The organism is Nonomuraea sp. ATR24 (genome assembly GCF_041950485.1).
GTDB lineage: Bacteria > Actinomycetota > Actinomycetes > Streptosporangiales > Streptosporangiaceae > Nonomuraea > Nonomuraea ceibae.
Genome location: NZ_JBGNUU010000015.1, coordinates 1 through 19016, shown reverse-complemented (window position 1 = coordinate 19016; position 19016 = coordinate 1). Strand labels below are relative to the sequence as shown.

Sequence of the window (19016 nt, the reverse complement as noted above, 5' to 3'; positions counted from 1 at the left end):
GCCTGCTCGACCGGCACACTATGCTCCGCGCCGGGCCGGACCGCCAGAGCAGCGGGATTACTCAAGGCGGGCGCCCGCCAGTGGGAAGTACTCATGACTCCCCGTGATCCGGCCAGTCGGACGGCTCGCGGGCTCAGACCGGTGCGGCGGACAGCACCCGGATCGCGGTGCCGCCGAGCGGCGCGCTCACGCCCTCCAGCGCGAACCCGGCTCCGGCCAGCAGTTCCTCGAACCCGGCCCGGTCGCGCTCCCGGCCGCCGGTGTAGACGAGCATCGCGATGTCGCTCATGACGGCCCCGGCCGCGTCCGGCGCGTCCAGCCGCCCGGGCAGCACCGGCTCGACCACCAGCAGCCGCCCGCCCGGGTCGATCGCCTCGCGGCAGCGGCGCAGCAGCGTGGCGCAGCGCCGGTCGTCCCAGTCGTGCAGGATGCCCTTGAGCAGCAGGAGGTCGCCGCCGGGCACGCGCGCGAAGAAGTCGCCGGCCTCGACCGCGCACCGATCGGCGACCCCCGCCCGCCGGAAGGTCTCCGCGGCCCCCGCCCCGCCCTCGGCGGTGTCGTACAGGACGCCGCGCGCGCCCGGCACGGCCGCGAGGACCGCCGCCAGCAGCGTGCCGTCCCCGCCGCCGACGTCGACGACCACGCGGGCGCCGCCGCAGCCGACGGCGCGGGGCACCTCGGCGGCCAGGTGCCCGGTGCCCTCGCGCATCGCCGTGTTGAAGATCCGCGACAGCCCGGCGTCGCCGGCGAGGTGGTCGAACAGCGGCCGGCCGTGCACCCGGTCGAAGGCCGGCTCGCCGGTCAGCACGCTGTCGCTGAGCGCGCCCCAGGCGCTCCAGACGGCCGGGTCGCCGAACAGCAGCACGCTGGAGCGCATCGACCGGGGATGGCCGGCGCACAGCGGCCGGCCGAGCTCGGCCAGCGCGAGCTGCCCCGGCGCCGTCTCGCGGAGCACGCCGAGCACCACCAGCGCCCGCGCCAGCCGCCTCAGCGCCGCCGGGTCGGCTCCCACGGCGCCCGCCAGCTTCTCGACCGGCAGCGGGCCGCCGGCGAGCGCGTCCGGCAGGCCCAGCCGGACGGCGCTGTAGAGGATCTGCGAGCCGGCGTAGCCGAACGCCGTCCGCGACAGGTACGCGTAGTCCGCCCACTCGTCCGTCACGCGCCGGCTCCTTCCTTCAGCAGTACGGGCAGGCGGCGCACGCCGTGCAGGAACAGCTCCGGCGTCCATTCCAGGCGGGCCGGGTCGGCCGCCAGCGTGAGGCCGGGGAAGCGGCGCACCAGCGCGCCGACGGCGGCCCGCGCCTGGATCCTGGCCAGCGTCGCGCCGAGGCAGAAGTGGCTGCCGTGGCCGAAGCCGAGGTGCCGGTTCGGGGTGCGGCCGATGTCGAACGTGTCGGGCCTGTCGAACACCGCCGGGTCCCGGTTGGCGGCCAGCAGCACCGGCACGACGACGTCGCCGCACGCGACGGGCACGCCGCCGATCTCGGTGCCGGTCAGCGCGTACAGCGGCCGGGAGTGCCCGACGGGGCCGTTGTAGCGCAGCGCCTCCTCCACGGCGGAGTCGATCAGCTCGGGCCGCTCCCGCAGCCGCCGGAGCTGGCCGGGGTGGCGCAGGAGTTCGAGCACGGCGTTGCCGATGAGGTTGACCGTCGTCTCGTCGCCCGCCAGCAGCAGCTGGAACACGCTGGAGACCAGCTCGGCGCGGCTCAGCTCGGGCGAGGTGGCCAGCCGCGACAGCAGGTCGTCGCCCGGCCGCGCGCGCCGCTCGGCGAGCTTCGCGCTCGCGTAGGCGACGAACGCGACCCCGGCGCGGCGCACCCGCGTCACGTCGCGGCTGCGCAGCATGTCGTCGCTCCACCCGCGCAGCCGGTCCAGGTCGTCGAGCGGGAAGCCGATCAGCTCGGCGACGACGCGCAGCGGCAGCGGCAGCGCCAGCGCCTCGATCACGTCGGCCTCGGGGCCGCCCGCCGCCATCGCGCCGATCAGCTCGCCGACCACGGCGTGGACGCGCCGCTCCAGCGCCGTCACGGTACGGGGGCCGAACGCGGGCGCGATCAGCCGCCGCAGCCGCGTGTGGTCGGGCGGGTCGAGGTTGAACACGTTGCGCCGCACCATCGCCAGCGGGTCGTGCTCGAAGCGGCGGTGGAACGCGGCGGCCTCGGGCGGCAGCCGGTCGAGCTGGCGCCCCAGGGCGGGGTCGAGGAGCACGCGCTGCACGTCGGCGTACCGGGTCACGTACCACAGCACCCGCCCGGTGGACGGGCACCGGCGGCGGCAGGCGGGGGCCCGCTCCCGCATGTCGCGCAGCAGCGGGTGCGGGTCGGCGCGGTGCTCGGGCGCGGACGGGTCGGCCTCCAGGTCCGGCGTGGTCGCGCTCATCGCCCTCCGGCCCCGCGTACGTCCAGCGCGAAGAACCTCCTGGCAGCCACGCCCAGGTCCTCCATGTCGAGGAAGCCGCGCCGGGCCAGCTCGATCCGGGCGCCGGTGCCCGGCCGGTTCCAGCGGCGGGAGAAGACGGTCCCGGCGATCGCGGGGGCGGGCACGGCCAGCTTGCCGCGGGTGCGCTCGGCGGCGTCGTCGGCGCGGGCGACCAGGTCGCACCACTCCGGCCAGCGCGGCGAGCGCCGGATCCGCTCCAGCACGGCGGGCCGCCAGTCCTCCGACTGCCAGACGGGCCACACCCGCACCATCACCAGCGTGAGCCGTTCCTCGGCGCTCAGCGTGTCGCGCTCGGCCTCGGTCAGCCAGGAGGCCAGGTTGCCGGGCAGCGGGCCCTCGCCGCCGCCGTTCTCTCCCTCGCTCGTGGCGCCGCCGAGCCGTGCCCGCGCGTACGCGCCGGTCGTGAGCCCCCGCTCGGCGGCGAAGCCCGCGAGCAGGCCGGTCAGCACCTCCTCGTGCACGTCCGGGTAGTCGTCGGCGTACAGGCGGGCCGCGCTCAGCACGTCGAGGTCCGTCATCCACCTGCCGGGCGCGTACTCCCGCCGCGACCGCCAGGCCAGCGCCTCGTAGTGGGTGACGCCCGTCAGCGCAGACTCGGCCGCCCAGCGGACCGTCGGCTCGGCGGGCGGCTCGGCGGGCGGCTCGGCGGGCGGCTCGGCGGGCCGGCGCAGCGCCGCCAGCGCGTCCAGCCGTTTGACGTCCCACTCGCCGCCGGCGATCTTGCGCCGGAGCGTGCCCAGCGCCTCCCGGTCGCCCGGGTCCACCGCCCGCTCCAGCTCCTCCCAGGAGCGGTGCGTGAACGGCCTGGCCTTGGCGGCCGCGACGATCCGCTCGCCCGCCTCCGCCGGGACGAGCCCGGTACGGGCCCCCTCCCGGCAGCCGTGGCGCAGGTTGACCAGCGCCACCGTGACGGGCGGGTAGCCGCGCTCGGCGGGCCCGTGCAGCACCGCCACCTCGTCGTCGCCGTCGACCTCCCCCGAGGCGTACATGCCGTGGACCTCGCCGACGCCCGTCATGCCGAACGGGCCCAGCTCGGCGGCCCGCAGCGCGCCCATGCTCGCCGCGCCGACGACCCGCACGCCCGCGTCGAGCAGCCAGAGGATCTCCTTGTGCCCCACCGACAGCCGCTCGCGGTAGTAGCCGTCGATGAGCACGGCGGTGTCGCCCCGGCGCCACTCCTCCCGGTGCAGGTCGCCGCGCGCCACCGGCGGGCGGACCTCGGCGTGCGGGGCCGCGGCGAGGACCTCCTCGGGGGAGATCGTCGGCCCGGCGTAGACCAGCGTCCTGGACGGGCTCACTACAGCACCTCCGGTGTGATGCGGCTGCCGGGAGCCACCACCCTGACCACGGGGACGCCGATCTCCTCCCGGGTCAGGTCGGCGACGAGCGGGACGCAGGAGAACGCCTCGGCGGCCCGCTTGACCACCTCGCGCAGGTCGTCGAGCAGGCTCTCGTGCGCCGTCTGCCCCCGGATCGCGGCGCCGCCGGCGGGCCGGGGGAGCGGCCCGCGTCCGAGCGCGGCGTCGTGCGTGCCGGGCAGCAGGTCGTCCCGCGCGCCCGACACGTAGCCGAGCCTGGCCTGCGCCGCCTCGGTGATCGCCCTGGTCAGCGCGATCTCGGAGCTGAGATGGCAGCCGAACCCCATGAACGCCGGCGGGTAGTCGTCGCAGGTGATCCGCGCGAGGAAGCACGGCAGCCCGGTCGGCGACGGCACGGACCTGACCTCCAGGGCGACGCGGGCGCGGGCCATGGCCTCGCACAGGCCGTCGACGACCGGCGATCCGAGCGTGGCCGGGTCGGCGAGCGCGCCCCTGCCGCCTGAGGCGAGCGCCGCGGTGACGGCGTCACGCTCGATCACCTCGTACAGGGCGTGCAGCACGGCCTCGGTCACGGTGTTGCCGCTGGCCAGGCCGTTGGTCGAGGACAGGAACGCGGGAGCGGTCCAGCCGGTCCTGCGCACGAGCGAGAACTCGACGCACTCCCGGGGCACCAGCGCGCGCGAGCCGTCGGCCAGCGACGTGGCCGTGACCCAGTCGACCGGCAGCCCGTCGTGCAGGAGCGAGGCGGGCGCGGCGGGCAGGGCGCGCACGTCGTAGGGCAGCCGGTCGGCCACCTCGCGCGGCGGCGCCTGGAGGACCGGCGTCATCGGCTGCTCGGCGTGCCACAGCTCGATGCCCTCCATCATCGCCGACACCCGGGCCAGCTCCGGCGTGACGCCCTTGCCCTGGGACACCGCGAGCGTCCTGGAGGCCGGGCGGATCGCCTGGAACGTCGGGATGCCGATGGTGTCGAGCCTGGTGATGTCCGCGACCCGGGTGATCCCGACGAGCCGGGCCGCGCGCCGCGCCATCGCGTACGTGGCGGCCGGGTCGCGGGCCCGGTCGGTGCCGGGCAGCCGGAGCTTCACCTGGTCGGAGTCGTCTGTGCGCATCGTCCCCTGCCTGAGTGCCAGATCAGATGTTGCGGGCGCGGTTGAGCAGCGCGCGCCCGCCGACCGTGTAGCTGACGACCGCCAGGACCGCCAGGACGAGCAGGTCCTGCCACACCTCGGCGAACCCGAACACGGCCGCGTCGCGCATCCCGTTGATCCCGTACGTGAGCGGGTTGACCGCCGCCACCCACTGCAGCACCGTGGGCATGCTGTCGACGGTGTAGAGCGACGGGGCGCTGAAGATGAGCACCGGGATCGAGATGTTCGACAGCAGCATGAACGCCTGGTAGTCGGTGATGAGGATGGCCGCCGCCAGGTAGAGCCCGTTGAAGGCCACCGCGGACATCGCCAGCGCCGCCAGCAGCCCCGCCCACGCCTCGACGCCGAACGGCAGGTCGAAGACGACGACCGCGAGGCCGAGCGCCAGCAGGGCCTGGAGCAGCACCAGCGACACCCCGGCGATCACCTTGCCGACGAGGAAGCGGGAGCGGCGCAGCGGGTAGGACCACAGCTGGGTCGACACCCCGCTCATCTCCTCCTGGAACAGCGCCATGCCGGACGTCCCGGCCGCGCTGACCACCGCCATCGCCAGCGTCATCGGCAGCAGGAACACCGCGAACGGCACCTCGACGCCCTCGTACACGACGACCTGCATGAGGTTGCTCAGCGACGTGTTGACCAGCAGCAGGTAGATCAGCATCGGGGCCAGGCCCATGATCAGGTAGACCCGGTTGCGGGCCAGCAGCGCGTACTCGCGGTAGAGCACCGCCGACAGCTCGGCCGCCTTCGGGATGCCGGTCGGGGGAGTGTTGACGAACGTCAGCTTGGCCGCCATGCGCCTCATCCCTCGTTCTCGGTCATGCGGAGGAAGACCTGCTCCAGCGAGTCCGCGACGGTGGAGACGCCGGTGATCGCCACGCCGTGGTCGTGGCAGTAGCGCGACAGCTCCGGCAGCACCTCCTGCACCTTGGCGCCGTGGATGCGGACCTCGGACTCCTCGGCGGTGGCCGTCAGCCGGGCGGCGTTCGCCCACCCGGCCACGATCCGGCCTGCCTCCGGGTCGTCGACCGACACCACCAGGTGGGTGGTGCCGAACTCCTCCACCAGCTCGCGCGGCTTGGCGAAGCGCACCACCTTGCCCCGGTTGATCACCAGGACGCGCTGGGCGTTGCGCTCCAGCTCGTCGATGTGGTGGCTGGTCCACAGCACGGTCACGCCGTGCTCCTCCCGCAGCCAGGTCACGAAACGCTCGATGTCGCGCCGCCCCGCCACGTCCAGCCCCGCCGACGGCTCGTCCAGGATGAGCAGCCGGGGGATCGTGAGCAGCGCCCGGACGAGCTGGAGCCGCTGCCGCTGCCCGCCCGAGAGCTGGAAGGCGAACCGCTGCAGCGCCTCGGTCAGGTTGAGGAACTCGGCCAGCTCCAGCGCCCACGGGCGCACCTGCCGCCAGCGCAGCCCCCGGAAGCGGGCGGCGATGCGCAGGTTGTCGAGCGCGGGCAGCATCATGTCGAACGGCCCGGACTGGTGCATCGCCCCGATGCCGCTCTTGGCGGCGACCGGCTGGCGCACCGGGTCGGCGTCGAACACCCGCACCTCGCCCGAGGTCGGGGCCGTCACCCCGCAGATCATCTTGATCAGTGTCGTCTTGCCGGCGCCGTTAGGTCCCAGGAGCCCGATGGTCTCGCCGCGGTCGATCTCGAACGAGACGCCGTCGACCGCGGGCCGCTCGGCGCGTCTGTAGCGTTTGGTCAGTCCTGCCGCAGTCACCACGTCGCCCGGCACGGCCCACCCTCTGTCCGCTGGAGATGTCGTTGCAGGTCGAGTATGGGCCTGTGATCAGCGCATGGCACAACCCCACAAACGTGGGCTAACGGATTGGCAGCCTCCCCCTCTGCCGATCGGCAGAGGCGGCCGTTGTGCGCCCACCGCCGCGAGATGACCATCGCCTCATGAACGCGTTCGCCGGCCACGCCCGGCATGACCTGTGGCCGGGCCGAAGCGGACCGTTCCCGAGCCGGGCGGCGGGAGGACGCCGGTGAGCGGCGACCCCTACACCCTCCGCATGCCGCGCGGCCGGACCGGCGCGTCGTGGCAGCTTCCGGAGGGCGCCGACAGCGCGGCCGTCCTGCCGTGCGTGGTCCTCGTCGGCCGCGCCGGGCTGCCGGAGTTCACCGTGCTCCAGCGCGGCCTGCGCACGCTCGGCGTGCCCAGCGTCCGTGTCGACGCCGGGTCGCTGGCGGGCCTGGGCGTCACCGCGCGCCTGGACGACGGCGCCCCCACGCTCGACGGCCGCCGCATCAGGCCCACCGTCACCTGGGTGCGGCACTTCTCGCCGCGCGCCATCCCGGGCGCGAACGGCTCGCCGGCCTCGGTGTTCAGGGCCGACTCCTGGTACGCGCTCGTCCGCCAGCTGTCGGCGCGCTCGGCCGTCCGGCTGCCCGCGGGCGCCGACCCGGGGCGGCTGGTCCAGCTCGACGACGCCGCCCGCCTGGGAGTCCGCACGCCGCGCACGATCGTCACCACCGACCCCGGCGCGGCCGTCGCCGAGCTGCCGGGCGGCCGGGTCGTCGTCAAGGCCCTCGACCAGCACTTCGTCGAGGCGGAGCCGGGCACGCTGCACGGCGTCTTCCCCGAGATCGTCGAGGCCGCCGAGGCGGGCCGGCTGGACCGGCGCGACGCGCCGATGATCGTCCAGGAGTACGTCGAGCACGTCGCCGAGCTGCGCGTCTACTACCTCGACGGGGAGATCCAGTCGTTCCGCGTCGGCAAACCGTCTCCGGAGGCGATCTGGTGCGACCCGGAGTCGGTCACGGTCACCTCGGCGGCCACGCCCGAGGCGGTGGCCGGGGCGGTGCACCGGCTCGCCGGGCACTGGGGGCTGCGCTACGGCGCGTTCGACTTCCTGCTGACGGCCGACGGGCCGGTCTTCCTGGAGGTCAACCCCGACGGTGACTGGCGGTGGTTCGAGACGAAGGCGGGCGTCGACGACGTCACCATCGCCGCGCTGTCGATGGTGCGGGCGCTGCACCGCCAGTCGGCCGGCCAGAGCCCGCCGCCGATCGACCTGGCCGGGTTCCTCGCCCTCGGCACCGCCCGCGCCGGACGCGACGGCGGGCGTGAGGGCGGGAGCCAGGAGGCGCGGCCCGCGCTGGACGCCCGCGTGCTGGGCCCGCTGGAGGTGCGCGTCGACGGCGCGATCGCGCACATCAGCGCCCGCAAGGCCCGGCTGCTGGCCGCGATCCTGCTGTCGCACCCCAACCACGTGGTCCCCACCGGCCACCTGCTGGACGCGCTGTGGGGCGACCGGCCGCCCCCCACGGCGCGCAAGAACCTCCAGGTGTACGTCTCGATGCTGCGGCGCAGGATCGGCGACCGGATCTCCCACCAGGGCTGGGGGTACCGGCTGGACGCGGCGGCGGGCGAGCTGGACCTGCTCAGGTTCCGCCAGCTGGCCGGGGCGGGCCGGGAGATGCGCCGCAGGGGCGCCGCCGACGCGGCCTCGGAGCTGCTCGACGACGCCATCCGGCTGTGGCGGGGCCGGCCGCTGGAGGAGTTCACCGGCGTCGCGCTGCTCGACGACGTGGTGGCCAGGCTCACCGAGCTCCACCTCACGATCAACGAGGACTGGGCGGAGCTCGAACTCGACCGCGGCGGCCACGTCGAGGTGCTGAACCGGCTCGACGAGCTGGTGCCGTTCTTCCCGGCGCGCGAGCGGCTGGTCGCGGCCCGGATGCGGGCGCTGGCGGGCTGCGGGCGGGCCCCGGAGGCGCTGGCCCAGTTCGAGACCGTCCGCCGGCATCTGGCCGCCGATCTCGGGATCGATCCGAGCCCGGTGCTGAAGGAGGTCTACGAGGACATCCTCCAGGGCGCGGGCCCGCGCCGGCCGGCTGCCGGGGGCCGCTGGTGACCTGTGCTGATAAGCGGCCGCATGCTCACGCCATACCGATGCTTAAGCGCCTTCTTCTAGCGTGCTTTCACGGGTGCTTTCCGCCGGGGAAAGTCTCCGGTCAAGGTGATTCGAACTGGGACGGCCAATGGACCTCGCTTCCGGCGACCTGCTCAACGACCGCGACACCGGACTGATCGTCATGCTGGCCAAGGGGTACACGACGGCGAGGATCGCGCGGGAGATGAACCTCAGCCGCTACACCGTGGCGGAGCGGATCGGCAAGCTCCTCGACCGGTTCGCCTGCAGCAACCGCAGCCAGCTCGTCGCCTACTCCTACGCCCACCGGCTCCTGGACGTGGGGATCTGGCCTCCCGGCACCGCCTGAGGCGCCCAGGCTCATACCAGGCCGACGCCGAGGGTCAGCGTCCCCACGGCGAGCGACGCGCCGCCCGCGAACGTCAGGGCGATCAGCCGGTTGGGCCTGGTGTCGGAGGGGCGCGCCACCGACAGGAAGAAGCCGAGCGGCATCAGGATCGGCGCGGCCACGATCGACACCCGCACCAGCGTCTTCCAGCCGTCGGACAGGTCGGCCTGGTCCACGTACAGCATTGCCACCAGGCTGAACAGCACCAGGACGCCGGCGTGCGCGTGGCCGGCGCGCCACAGGCCGCGGCGGACCGGGTTGTCCAGGTATCCGGGGACGCCGCGCATGAGGAAGCTCAGCAGCGACACGCCGCCGAAGGCGATGGTCGGGACCGTGATGAGGAGCACGCCTGCCGTGCTCAGTGACGCTGGGGACATCGGAACCTCCGTGGTGCTCGTCTCTCTCCCAGTATTGGATAGTGTCGCTATCCAGTCAAGTTCGCAAGATCGCGGGGGGAAGAGCGCGCATTGTGGCCCGGTTCGGGGAAGATATGGCTAGAGGCAGTCCCCCGACGTGGAGGTAGGACATGGCGAGCAAGGACACCGGTGGGCAGAAGCAGACCGGCCGGCGCGAGTCCGAGGTCGAGGAGACCGAGGCGACGGCGGCACCCGACGTCCAGGAGCGGCAGGAGAAGCTCACCGACGACGTCGACTCCATCCTCGACGAGATCGACGAGGTGCTCGAGGAGAACGCGGAGGAATTCGTCCGGTCTTACGTGCAGAAGGGCGGCGAGTAAGGCGTCGCGGCCCGCAGACGGCGCGGAAGCAGAGGGGAGACGGTCCCTGCGGGCCGGTGGCCGGAGCGCGCCCGCTCCGGCCACCGGCCCGCTCACCGGCGCGGGGCCTTCTGGCCGGCCGGCATCGCGTAGTCGGCGGCGACCCCGACGAGGCGGATGGGACGGGTGAGGTCGAAGCGCCCGAGCGCGGCGAGGGCGGCTTCGGTGAGCGCGGCGTCGTCGGTGGCCGGTGCGGCCAGCGTGGTTTGGCGGGTCCTGGTGACGAACGGGGCGAAGCGCACCTTGACGGTGACGCGGGTGATCGTGCGGCCGGCCTCGCGGGCGTCGGCGGCGACCTGGGCGGTGAGAGCGCGGACCACGTCGGCGATGGCGCTCTCGTCGGTGAGGTCGCGGGGGAAGGTGGTCTCGCGGCTGTGGCCGCGGGCGACCCACGGGGTGGTGACGACCTCCGCCTCGCCCTTGCCGAGCGCGAGGTAACGCAGCCACGGCCCGTTCGTCGGCCCGAACCTGGCGGCCAGCTCCGCCGGGTCTGCGGCGGCGAGCTCGGCGACCGTGCGGATGCCGAGGGCGGCGAGCTTCCTGGCGGTACGCGCCCCGATGCCCCACAGCGCGTCGGTGGGGCGGTGGTGCATGGTCTCCTCCCAGAGCTCACTGGTGAGGCGGTGCACCCCGGCCGGTTTGGCGAACGCCGACGCGAGCTTGGCCTGATGTTTGTTGTCGCCGATGCCGATCGAGCAGTCCAGCCCGGTCCGCTCGCGCACGGCCAGCCTGATGGCGGTGGCCAGTGCCTCCGGATCGCCGGTGCGGGCGCCGAGGAACGCCTCGTCCCAGCCCCACACCTCCACGGCGACGGGGAAGTCGCGCAGCACGGCCATGACGCGGGCGCTGGCCGCCTCGTAGGCGGGCGGGTCACTGGGCAGGACGACGGCCTCGGGGCAGCGGCGCAGCGCGGTGCGCAGCGGCATGCCGGAGTGGACGCCGTGCTCGCGGGCCTCGTAGGTGGCGGTCGCGGCGACCGTGCGCGGGCGGGTCGGGTCGCCGTCGCCGCCGACGACGACCGGCCTGCCGCGGAGCTCGGGGTGGCGCTGCAACTCGACGGCCGCGATGAACTGGTCGAGGTCGAGGTGCAGGATCCAGTCCCTCATGGATCCAGTATCGCCTGGTCAGGCGTGTCCGATACCGCCTGGTCAGGCGTGTCCGATACCGCCTGGTCAGGCGTGTCCGGTATCGCCTGGTCAGGCGTGCGGCGCCGCGCTCCTCGTGTCGCCGTGTCAGTGGGCGACGCGGGCCGCGCCGCCGACCAGTTCCGCCAGCTTCGCCTCGTAGCCGGCGGCGGCCTCCTCGACGCTCCTCCCGGCGACCACCGCCGCCGTGGCCTCCTGGAGCAGCGCCGACACCTGCGGATAGACGGCCAGGCCGGGCCGGTAGGCGGTGATCGGCAGCACCTCCTCGGCGACGTAACGCAGCATCGGGTCGTCGGCCAGCACCTCGTCGTTGACGTCGGTGCGCGAGCTGATGCGCGCCTGACCGGCCGCCTGCGCCTTGGTGGCCTCGGCCGAGTGCATGAAGGCCAGCAGCTCCCAGGCCAGGCGCGGGTTCGCGGAGAACGGGTTGAGCACCCGCACGGCCCCGCCGGACATGCTCACGTGGTCCTGCCCCCGGATGCCCGCGCCCGGCTCCCTGGCCGGGATGCGGGTGTAGCCGACGACCTGGTCGCGGTCCTTCATCGGGGCGACCCCGGCGGTGGGCTCGATGACCGAGCGCCAGAAGTAGTCGCCCTCGGCCAGGATGGCGATCTCGCCCCCGGCGAAGGCGGTGAACGACTTGTCGCGGCCCTTGGCCTCCTGCTGGAGCCTGGGGTCGCCGAGGCCGCCGCCGTAGACACGCTGGTAGAAGCCGAGCACGTCCTTCAGCGCCCGGGAGGCGCCGGTCCACTTGTCCTGGCTGTAGATCTCCGCCCCGGCCCCCGCGAGCAGCGGGAGCACGCCCTGCATGGTGGTGGCCTCGCCCATCGCCGTGCCCGCGTTGATCTGGATCGGGACGGGCACGCCGGACGCCTTCAGCTTCACGCCCGCGTCGATGATGTCCTGCCAGCTCGCCGGGCTCCACTCCTCGGGCAGCCCGGCCTTCCTGAACAGCGCCTTGTTGTAGAACAGGACGCGGCCGTCGGTGCCCTGCGGCAGGCCGTACTTCCTGCCGTCGAAGATGCCGAGCCCCTGCACCGCCTGCGGGATCCGCGACCAGCCCTCCCACGACTCGACGCCCGGGCCGCCGACCTCGGCCAGCGGCCTGACGTAGCCCGCCTGGGCGAACTCGCCGACCCAGATGCCGTCGAGGTCGATGACGTCGGCCCCGCCCTTGGCCTTGAGGTCGAGCGCGAGCTTGGTCTTGTAGTGCTCGTCGTCGACGCCGCTGGGCCGGAAGAGCACCTTGACGTCGCGATGCGTCCGCTCGAACTCGGGGATGACCCAGCCTTTGATCCAGTCGGCGGTCTCGGAGTTCTTGCCTCCGGAGATGGCGTTGGCCGCGATGGTGAGGGTGACGGTGCCGCCGCCCGCGGGCTCCCCGGTCCCGCACGAGCCGAGCGCCAGGGCCGCGATGGCCGCGATCGTCGCAGGTCGGCTGGGGAATCGCATGTCGGCCTCCCGTCCGGGACGTGCGGACATACCGACAATCGCACGGGCGTCAGGACGCGTAAAGAAACGATCTGGTGAACGGTTCGCCGTGAGCTGATCGTGGGAAGTGCAGACAACGACGCAACAACAGTAGGGTCGGCCTAGGACCATGATTTTGGGCCATGCTCATTGGGCCATGATTTGGGAGGGAGTCGCGTGGCATCGCACAGGGATCTGCCCGCCGGCTTGACGAACCGCCTTTTCGACAACACCGGGAGCTCTTCGTTCACCGAGTTCGTCGGCACCTACGCGCCCGCTCTGCTGCCGCACCGGGATGAGGTTCTGGCCACGCCGATCGGTGACCAGGTTCCGCATGCGACCACGATCGTCGCCGCCACCTTCGCCGGAGGCGTGGTGATGGCCGGCGACCGGCGCGCGACGTCCGGCAACGTCATCTCGCAGCGTGACGTGGAGAAGGTGTTCCGGACCGACGACTACTCGTGCATGGGCATCGCCGGCACCGCCAGCACCGGCATCGAGATGGCCCGCCTCTACCGCGTGGAGCTGGAGCACTACGAGAAGCTGGAAGGCCGCACGCTGTCGGTGGCCGGCAAGGCCAACCGGCTGGCCGCGATGATCCGCGGCAACCTGGGCATGGCCATGCAGGGGCTGGTGGTGGTGCCGTTGTTCGCCGCCTACGACCCGGCGCGCGACGCCGGGCGGATCTTCAGCTACGACGTGGCGGGCGGCCCTTACGAGCGTGACCGCTTCGACGCCATCGGGTCGGGCTCGATCTTCGCGCGGGGCTCGCTGAAGAAGCTCTACCGCGACGGCGCCTCGGCCGACGACATGGTGATGACGCTGATCCAGGCGCTCTACGACGCGGCCGACGACGACTCGGCGACCGGGGGTCCCGACGTCACGCGGAAGATCTGGCCGATCGTGTCGGTGATCGACGCCGACGGGTTCCGGCGGCTGACCGACCAGCAGGTGTCCGGTTACGTCGAGCAGATGCTCGAAGCCCGCCTGATCTCGCCCGACGGCCCCATCGCCCCGCTGCGCTAGAAAGGATCACCCCACGTGTCCATGCCTTTCGGATATGCGTCCCCTGAGCAGATCATGCGGGACAAGGCGGACTACGCGCGCAAGGGGATCGCGCGGGGCCGCTCCGTCGTCGTGCTCCAGTACGTCGACGGCATCCTGTTCGTGGCGCCCAACCCGTCGCGGGCGCTGCACAAGATCAGCGAGATTTACGACCGCATCGGGTTCGCCGCCGTCGGCCGCTACAACGAGTTCGAGGAGCTGCGGCTCGGCGGCATCCGCTACGCCGACATCAACGGCTACACCTACGACCGCTCCGACGTGACCGGCCGCGGCCTGGCCAACCTCTACGCCTCCAACCTGGGCCGCATCTTCACCGAGTCGATCAAGTCGCTGGAGGTGGAGGTCGTGGTCGCCGAGGTCGGCGACAGCCCTGACGGCGACGCCATCTACCGGCTGACGTTCGACGGCTCGGTCTTCGACGAGCACGGCTTCGCGGCCATGGGCGGCCAGGCCGAGGCGGTCGCGACGCGGCTCAAGGAGCGCTACCGCGAGGCCATGACGCTGTCGGAGGCGCTGGAGGTGGCGCTGACGGCGCTGACCGAGCCGGGCGGCGAGCGCCCGCCGATCGGCCAGCTCGAGGTGGCGGTGCTCGACCGCAACCGCGAGCACCGCAAGTTCCTGCGCCTGACCGGGCAGCGGCTGGAGCGCCTGGTGTCCGCCGCGTCGGCCGCTCCGGAGACCCCCGCCGCCCCCGAGGCATCCGCCGCCCCGGCGACCGGCCCCGGCGACGCGACCTCCGGTGACGCGGCCTCCGGCGAGAAGCCGCCGCCCACCGGCCCTGACGGCGACGTCGACGACGGCTCCTCGCCGCTCTAACCTCATCCGGCCGGAATGATGTGATCTGTCTCACATCATTCCGGCCGAACTCGCGGCCAAGATCGGCCGTCGTAGAGTCCGTGAAGATTCTTCAGCGCAGCCTCGTCGCGGGCGCCGCCGCCGCGGCCGTGGTCCTGTCCTCCGGAGTCGCGGCCGACGCCGCCGCCTACCCGAAGTACAAGACCCCCAAGATCTTCGGCACGACGTTCCAGGCCGACCCGGGGCACGACTTCACCAAGCGCATCCGCTCACGCCACAACGGCATCCTGCGCGGCTGGATCACCCACGTGCGCGGCAGCGTGGCCGAGTACGAGCCGATCCGGTGGAAGAAGGGCGGCGTCACCGAGGGCCGCTTCGTCGGCCCGCCGGAGGGCGACGTGACCGCCTACGCCTCGCCGATCGCCGGGAACGTCGTCTTCCTGTCGGCCGTCGGCTGCGGCTCGGCGATGACCAAGCTGACCGTCGACCGCAGGGGCCTCGGCGCCAAGCGCTGCTCCCGCGCCGACCTGATCAAGCGCGCCAAGCGCTACGAGCGCCCCGCCCTCATCACCGTCCACCAGGGCAAGATCGTCAAGGTCCAGGAGATCTTCACCCCCTGACGGACGGGCGCGCGGCCTCGCGGGGGCGGGCCGCGCCGCACCCCGCGCGGGGAAAACACCGTGGAGATCTCTCCCGCCGGACCATCCGTGGGCATAGTGTGAGGTGATGGATCGTCGCATCTTCGGGCTGGAGAACGAGTACGGCGTGACCTGCACGTTCCGGGGGCAGCGCAGGCTGTCGCCGGACGAGGTCGCGCGCTACCTGTTCCGGCGGGTCGTGTCCTGGGGCCGATCGAGCAACGTCTTCCTCCGCAACGGCGCACGCCTCTACCTCGACGTGGGCAGCCATCCTGAATACGCAACACCCGAGTGTGACAACGTCATCGAGCTCGTCACCCACGACAAGGCCGGCGAGCGCATCCTCGAGGGACTCCTCGTCGACGCCGAGAAGCGGCTGCGCGAGGAGGGCATCGCGGGTGACATCTACCTGTTCAAGAACAACACCGACTCGGCCGGCAACTCCTACGGCTGTCACGAGAACTACCTGGTCGGCAGGCACGGCGAGTTCGGCCGGCTGGCCGACGTGCTCATCCCGTTCCTGGTGACGCGGCAGATCATCTGCGGCGCCGGCAAGGTGCTGCAGACGCCGCGCGGCGCTGTTTACTGCGTGTCGCAGCGCGCCGAGCACATCTGGGAGGGCGTCTCCAGCGCCACCACCCGCAGCCGGCCGATCATCAACACCCGTGACGAGCCGCACGCCGACGCCGAGCGGTTCCGCCGCCTGCACGTCATCGTCGGCGACTCCAACATGAGCGAGACCACGATGCTGCTCAAGGTCGGCGCCACCGACCTGGTGCTGCGCATGATCGAGGCCGGCACCGTGATGCGCGACCTGTCGCTGGAGAACCCGATCCGCGCCATCCGCGAGGTCTCCCACGACATGACCGGCCGCCGCCGGGTGCGGCTGGCCAACGGGCGCGAGGCGTCCAGCCTGGAGATTCAGGAGGAATACCTGTCGAAGGCGAAGGACTTCGTCGAGCGGCGCGGCGGCGACGCCATCGCCCGCCGGGTCCTGGAGCTGTGGGAGCGCACGCTGCGCGCCGTCGAGACCGGCAACCTCGACCTGGTGTCGCGGGAGATCGACTGGGTGACCAAATACCAGCTCATCGAGCGCTACCGCAAGAAGTACGACCTGCCGCTGTCGTCGCCCCGGGTGGCGCAGCTCGACCTGGCCTACCACGACGTCCACCGCAAGCGCGGCCTGTTCTACCTGCTGCAGCGGCGCGGCTCGGTGGAGCGGGTGGCCTCCGACCTGAAGATCTTCGAAGCCAAGTCGGTGCCGCCGCAGACGACCAGGGCGCGGCTGCGCGGCGAGTTCATCCGCAAGGCGCAGGAGAAGCGGCGCGACTTCACCGTCGACTGGGTGCACCTCAAGCTCAACGACCAGGCGCAGCGCACGGTTCTGTGCAAGGACCCGTTCCGCAGTGTCGACGAGCGGGTGGACAAGCTCATCGCGGGAATGTAGCGGGTGGTTTACCTCGGCCCTACCGGGATGTCGGATAGGGTGACGCGAACCTGACGTCTTTTCCGAGGGAAATCCATGCGCCGCGCTCTGGCCGCTCTGGCCGCCGTGCCTTTGATCTTGTTCGCCGCCGCGTGCGGTTCCGAACCGACCGCCACCACGGCCACCACCGGCGCCGGCTCCGCGGGGGTGAAGGTCACCGGACAGGTGGGCGCCAAGCCCACGGTGACCTTCCCCTCCGGCAAGCCCGCCACGAAGTCCTCCTACGAGGTCGTCACGGCAGGCACCGGCCCGGCCGTCAAGACCGGTGACCAGCTCATCGTCAACCTCACCGTCTACAACTGGGACGGCAAGGAGAACGCCTTCCAGGGCTCCTCCTACGACACCAAGGCGCCCGAGACCATCCCGGTCAACGAGCAGCTCCCGCAGGTGCTGCGTGACGGCTTCACCAAGGTCAAGCACGGCGGCCGGCTGCTCGCCGTCATGGCCAGCGACTCCGAGGCCCAGCAGCAGAACGCCCAGCCGGCCCAGCCGACGAAGGTCTTCGTGCTCGACGTCGTCGGCACGCCGCCCAAGCCGCTGGCCGCCGCCACCGGCAAGGAGACCGGCGACAGCCTCAAGGGCGTCAAGGTGGAGAGCCCCGGCGGCGACAAGGCGCCCGTGCTCACCACCAAGACGGACGCCAAGCCGTCCAAGGAGCTCGTGGTCAAGACGCTGATCGAGGGCACCGGCGCCAAGGTGCAGCCGACCCAGACGCTCACCGTCCACTACACGGGCAAGATCTGGGGCACCGACAAGGAGTTCGACTCCAGCTGGGGCCGGGGCGAGCCCGCCGCGTTCCCGCTGTCGAACGTCATCCAGGGCTGGCAGAAGGGCCTGGCCGGCGTGCCGGTCGGCAGCCGCGTCGTGATGAGCATCCCGCCGGACCTCGGCTACGGAGCCCAGGAGCAGCAGGGCATCCCGGCCAACAGCACGCTGGTGTTCGTCGTGGACGTGCTCGCCGCCTACTGACCGGCGCCGTACGGGATCCCGAGAGGCCCGTCGGCGGACGCGGCGCGCGCGGTAGCATCGCCGGGCCCGGTGGCACCATGCCGCCGGGCCCGTTCGCGTCCGGGAGGCTCCGATGCGCCGACGCGCCCTCGCGGTGCTGCTGCCCCTCGCCTGCACCCTCGCCTGCACCGCCGCCTGCAACGCTGCGGCTCCTGAGGTGACGGGGCCCTTCGGGGCCCGCCCCACGGTGGTCCTGGCGCCGGAGGCCGCCGATCCCGCCGTCCGGGTGGTCCTGGAGGGCGACGGCCCGGAGATCGGGCCGGACGACCTGGCCGTCGTCCACTACGCCGCGCACGTGCGGGCCGGCGGCGCGGCCCGGACCGCAGACTCCACCTTCGCCCGCGGCGCCCCCACGGCCGTCGTGCCGCCCGCGCTGGCCGCCGCCCTGCCCGGCCACCGTGTCGGCAGCCGCCTGCTCGTCACCCCGCCGCGCGATCAGCCCGCCGCCCCCGTGTACGTGGCCGACCTGCTCGGCAGGCACGCGGCCGGGGCGTCCCTGGACGCCGGCGGCGGGGAGCTGCACGGGGTCCGGGTGAGCGGCGGCGCCCGGCCGGTGCTGAGGCTGCCCCAGGGGCCGCCGCCGGGCCGGTTCGCCGCCGTGGTGCTCAGCCGGGGCGGCGGGCCCGCCGCGAGCGCCGGGCGGCTGCTGGTGGCCCAGTACGAGGGCGTGGCCTGGGACGGCGGGCGGTCCGTCGGCTCGACGTGGCGGGCCGGACGCCCGGCGGCCTTCACCGTGGGCGACGGCGGCGTCATCGCCGGCTGGGACCATGCCCTGCTCGGCGTCCCGGCCGGGAGCAGGGTGCTCATGATCGTGCCGCCCGCCGACGGCTACGGCGCGAGCGGCCATCCGCCCCTCGGCGTCGGACCGGGCGAGACCCTGGTCTACGTGATGGACGTCCTGGCGGTCTACTGACGGGACGCGTACGCGTGAGGCTTGCTTCCGGGTGGTGATGCCGTTGCAATGGGCGTCATGATCAGATTCCTGACCGTGATCGTGACCGCCGGAGCGCTGGTGGCGGGGGTGGCGCCCGCCGCGTCGGGGGCGGAGCCGGCGCAGCTGTGCGCGAAGGTGCGGCCGTGCGTGGTGGGCGGCGACACCGGGTGGGCGTGGGTGCACGCCGCCGCCTCCGGCGTGCGCCAGGGCCGCGCGGTCGCGGCGCGGCTGCTGCGCAACGCCGAGGCCGTGCGCCGCTCGTACGGGGTGCCGGAAGGGGTGTCGATCTTCGTGATCAGGAAGGGCGGGTGCTGGCGGGCGTACGGGTCGTCCGAGCGGGTGCCGAGCCGGGCCTGCACGATCCGGCGGGCCGGACGGGAGCTCTAGACTCAACGCCGTTCAGTTAGGGCTGGGGTCGTGGCGTCAAGGGCTGGCCCGGAGCATGTTGATGCTGATGGTGGCTTTGTAGGTGGTCCGGTCGATGGCGGGTCCGCGGGCGTTGTATTTGGAGATCGCG

At 73.0% G+C, this 19016-nt stretch carries 19 protein-coding genes; 10 read left to right on the top strand and 9 right to left on the bottom strand.

What is annotated here, in order from left to right; all coding sequences use genetic code 11:
* Window positions 1–133: 133 nt before the first annotated feature.
* From ACBI99_RS30975 to ACBI99_RS30950, 6 genes are read right to left on the bottom strand one after another with little or no spacing between them, the layout of a single operon-like run.
* Window positions 134–1159, bottom strand: coding sequence for a methyltransferase (locus tag ACBI99_RS30975; RefSeq protein WP_375074115.1), 1026 nt, complete (start codon window positions 1157–1159; stop codon window positions 134–136).
* Window positions 1156–2379 carry a cytochrome P450 gene (locus ACBI99_RS30970; protein ID WP_375074114.1) on the bottom strand — a complete coding sequence of 408 codons (1224 nt, stop codon included), beginning with the start codon at window positions 2377–2379 and terminating at the stop codon, window positions 1156–1158. Before ACBI99_RS30970 ends, ACBI99_RS30975 begins: the two co-directional genes overlap by 4 nt.
* Entirely contained in the window at window positions 2376–3737 is a 1362-nt protein-coding gene (locus ACBI99_RS30965; RefSeq protein ID WP_375074113.1) for a TfuA-like protein, read from the bottom strand. Before ACBI99_RS30965 ends, ACBI99_RS30970 begins: the two co-directional genes overlap by 4 nt.
* Window positions 3737–4870 carry a YcaO-like family protein gene (locus ACBI99_RS30960; RefSeq protein WP_357586824.1) on the bottom strand — a complete coding sequence of 378 codons (1134 nt, stop codon included), beginning with the start codon at window positions 4868–4870 and terminating at the stop codon, window positions 3737–3739. The genes ACBI99_RS30965 and ACBI99_RS30960 overlap by 1 nt, the downstream gene beginning before the upstream one ends.
* A gap of 22 nt (window positions 4871–4892) precedes the next feature.
* Complete coding sequence (locus tag ACBI99_RS30955; RefSeq protein WP_219517434.1) at window positions 4893–5705, bottom strand: ABC transporter permease; 813 nt, start codon at window positions 5703–5705, stop codon at window positions 4893–4895.
* A gap of 5 nt (window positions 5706–5710) precedes the next feature.
* Window positions 5711–6652 (bottom strand): ABC transporter ATP-binding protein, encoded by a 942-nt coding sequence (locus ACBI99_RS30950; RefSeq protein WP_219517433.1) that lies wholly within the window; start codon window positions 6650–6652, stop codon window positions 5711–5713.
* Between the two features lie 253 nt (window positions 6653–6905).
* Here ACBI99_RS30950 and ACBI99_RS30945 point away from each other — a divergent pair, with 253 nt between their 5' ends.
* The gene (locus tag ACBI99_RS30945) at window positions 6906–8777 is read left to right on the top strand and encodes a BTAD domain-containing putative transcriptional regulator (protein ID WP_375074112.1); all 1872 of its coding nucleotides are present in this window, start codon (window positions 6906–6908) and stop codon (window positions 8775–8777) included.
* Window positions 8778–8904: 127 nt separating this feature from the next.
* A complete protein-coding gene (locus ACBI99_RS30940; protein WP_219517431.1) occupies window positions 8905–9144 on the top strand; it encodes a LuxR C-terminal-related transcriptional regulator in 240 nt (79 codons plus the stop codon).
* Window positions 9145–9155: 11 nt separating this feature from the next.
* On the opposite strand, the gene ACBI99_RS30935 is transcribed toward ACBI99_RS30940, so the two are convergent.
* A complete protein-coding gene (locus tag ACBI99_RS30935; RefSeq protein ID WP_219517430.1) occupies window positions 9156–9560 on the bottom strand; it encodes a hypothetical protein in 405 nt (134 codons plus the stop codon).
* A 149-nt stretch (window positions 9561–9709) separates the two neighbouring features.
* Between ACBI99_RS30935 and ACBI99_RS30930 the strand changes: the two genes are divergently transcribed.
* On the top strand, window positions 9710–9919 hold the full coding sequence (locus tag ACBI99_RS30930) for a ubiquitin-like protein Pup (protein ID WP_049570363.1): 210 nt from the start codon (window positions 9710–9712) through the stop codon (window positions 9917–9919).
* Between the two features lie 92 nt (window positions 9920–10011).
* On the opposite strand, the gene ACBI99_RS30925 is transcribed toward ACBI99_RS30930, so the two are convergent.
* Together ACBI99_RS30925 and ACBI99_RS30920 are read right to left on the bottom strand one after the other, a co-directional pair.
* Window positions 10012–11064 carry a DNA polymerase IV gene (locus tag ACBI99_RS30925; RefSeq protein ID WP_375074111.1) on the bottom strand — a complete coding sequence of 351 codons (1053 nt, stop codon included), beginning with the start codon at window positions 11062–11064 and terminating at the stop codon, window positions 10012–10014.
* Between the two features lie 126 nt (window positions 11065–11190).
* Window positions 11191–12555 carry an extracellular solute-binding protein gene (locus ACBI99_RS30920; protein ID WP_375074110.1) on the bottom strand — a complete coding sequence of 455 codons (1365 nt, stop codon included), beginning with the start codon at window positions 12553–12555 and terminating at the stop codon, window positions 11191–11193.
* A 195-nt stretch (window positions 12556–12750) separates the two neighbouring features.
* Between ACBI99_RS30920 and prcB the strand changes: the two genes are divergently transcribed.
* The 7 genes from prcB to ACBI99_RS30885 all read left to right on the top strand — a co-directional run bounded on the left by prcB (window position 12751) and on the right by ACBI99_RS30885 (window position 18886).
* A complete protein-coding gene (gene prcB / locus ACBI99_RS30915; RefSeq protein ID WP_219517427.1) occupies window positions 12751–13599 on the top strand; it encodes a proteasome subunit beta in 849 nt (282 codons plus the stop codon).
* Window positions 13600–13620: 21 nt separating this feature from the next.
* The gene (prcA, locus tag ACBI99_RS30910; RefSeq protein ID WP_357586874.1) at window positions 13621–14454 is read left to right on the top strand and encodes a proteasome subunit alpha; all 834 of its coding nucleotides are present in this window, start codon (window positions 13621–13623) and stop codon (window positions 14452–14454) included.
* Between the two features lie 80 nt (window positions 14455–14534).
* Window positions 14535–15053 (top strand): hypothetical protein, encoded by a 519-nt coding sequence (locus ACBI99_RS30905; RefSeq protein ID WP_308126257.1) that lies wholly within the window; start codon window positions 14535–14537, stop codon window positions 15051–15053.
* A 106-nt stretch (window positions 15054–15159) separates the two neighbouring features.
* On the top strand, window positions 15160–16518 hold the full coding sequence (pafA, locus tag ACBI99_RS30900) for a Pup--protein ligase (protein WP_219519189.1): 1359 nt from the start codon (window positions 15160–15162) through the stop codon (window positions 16516–16518).
* 75 nt (window positions 16519–16593) lie between these two features.
* A complete protein-coding gene (locus tag ACBI99_RS30895; protein ID WP_219519184.1) occupies window positions 16594–17526 on the top strand; it encodes an FKBP-type peptidyl-prolyl cis-trans isomerase in 933 nt (310 codons plus the stop codon).
* Window positions 17527–17638: 112 nt separating this feature from the next.
* A complete protein-coding gene (locus ACBI99_RS30890) occupies window positions 17639–18478 on the top strand; it encodes an FKBP-type peptidyl-prolyl cis-trans isomerase (protein ID WP_357586834.1) in 840 nt (279 codons plus the stop codon).
* A 57-nt stretch (window positions 18479–18535) separates the two neighbouring features.
* Window positions 18536–18886 carry a hypothetical protein gene (locus ACBI99_RS30885; protein WP_375074109.1) on the top strand — a complete coding sequence of 117 codons (351 nt, stop codon included), beginning with the start codon at window positions 18536–18538 and terminating at the stop codon, window positions 18884–18886.
* Window positions 18887–19016: the final 130 nt, after the last annotated feature.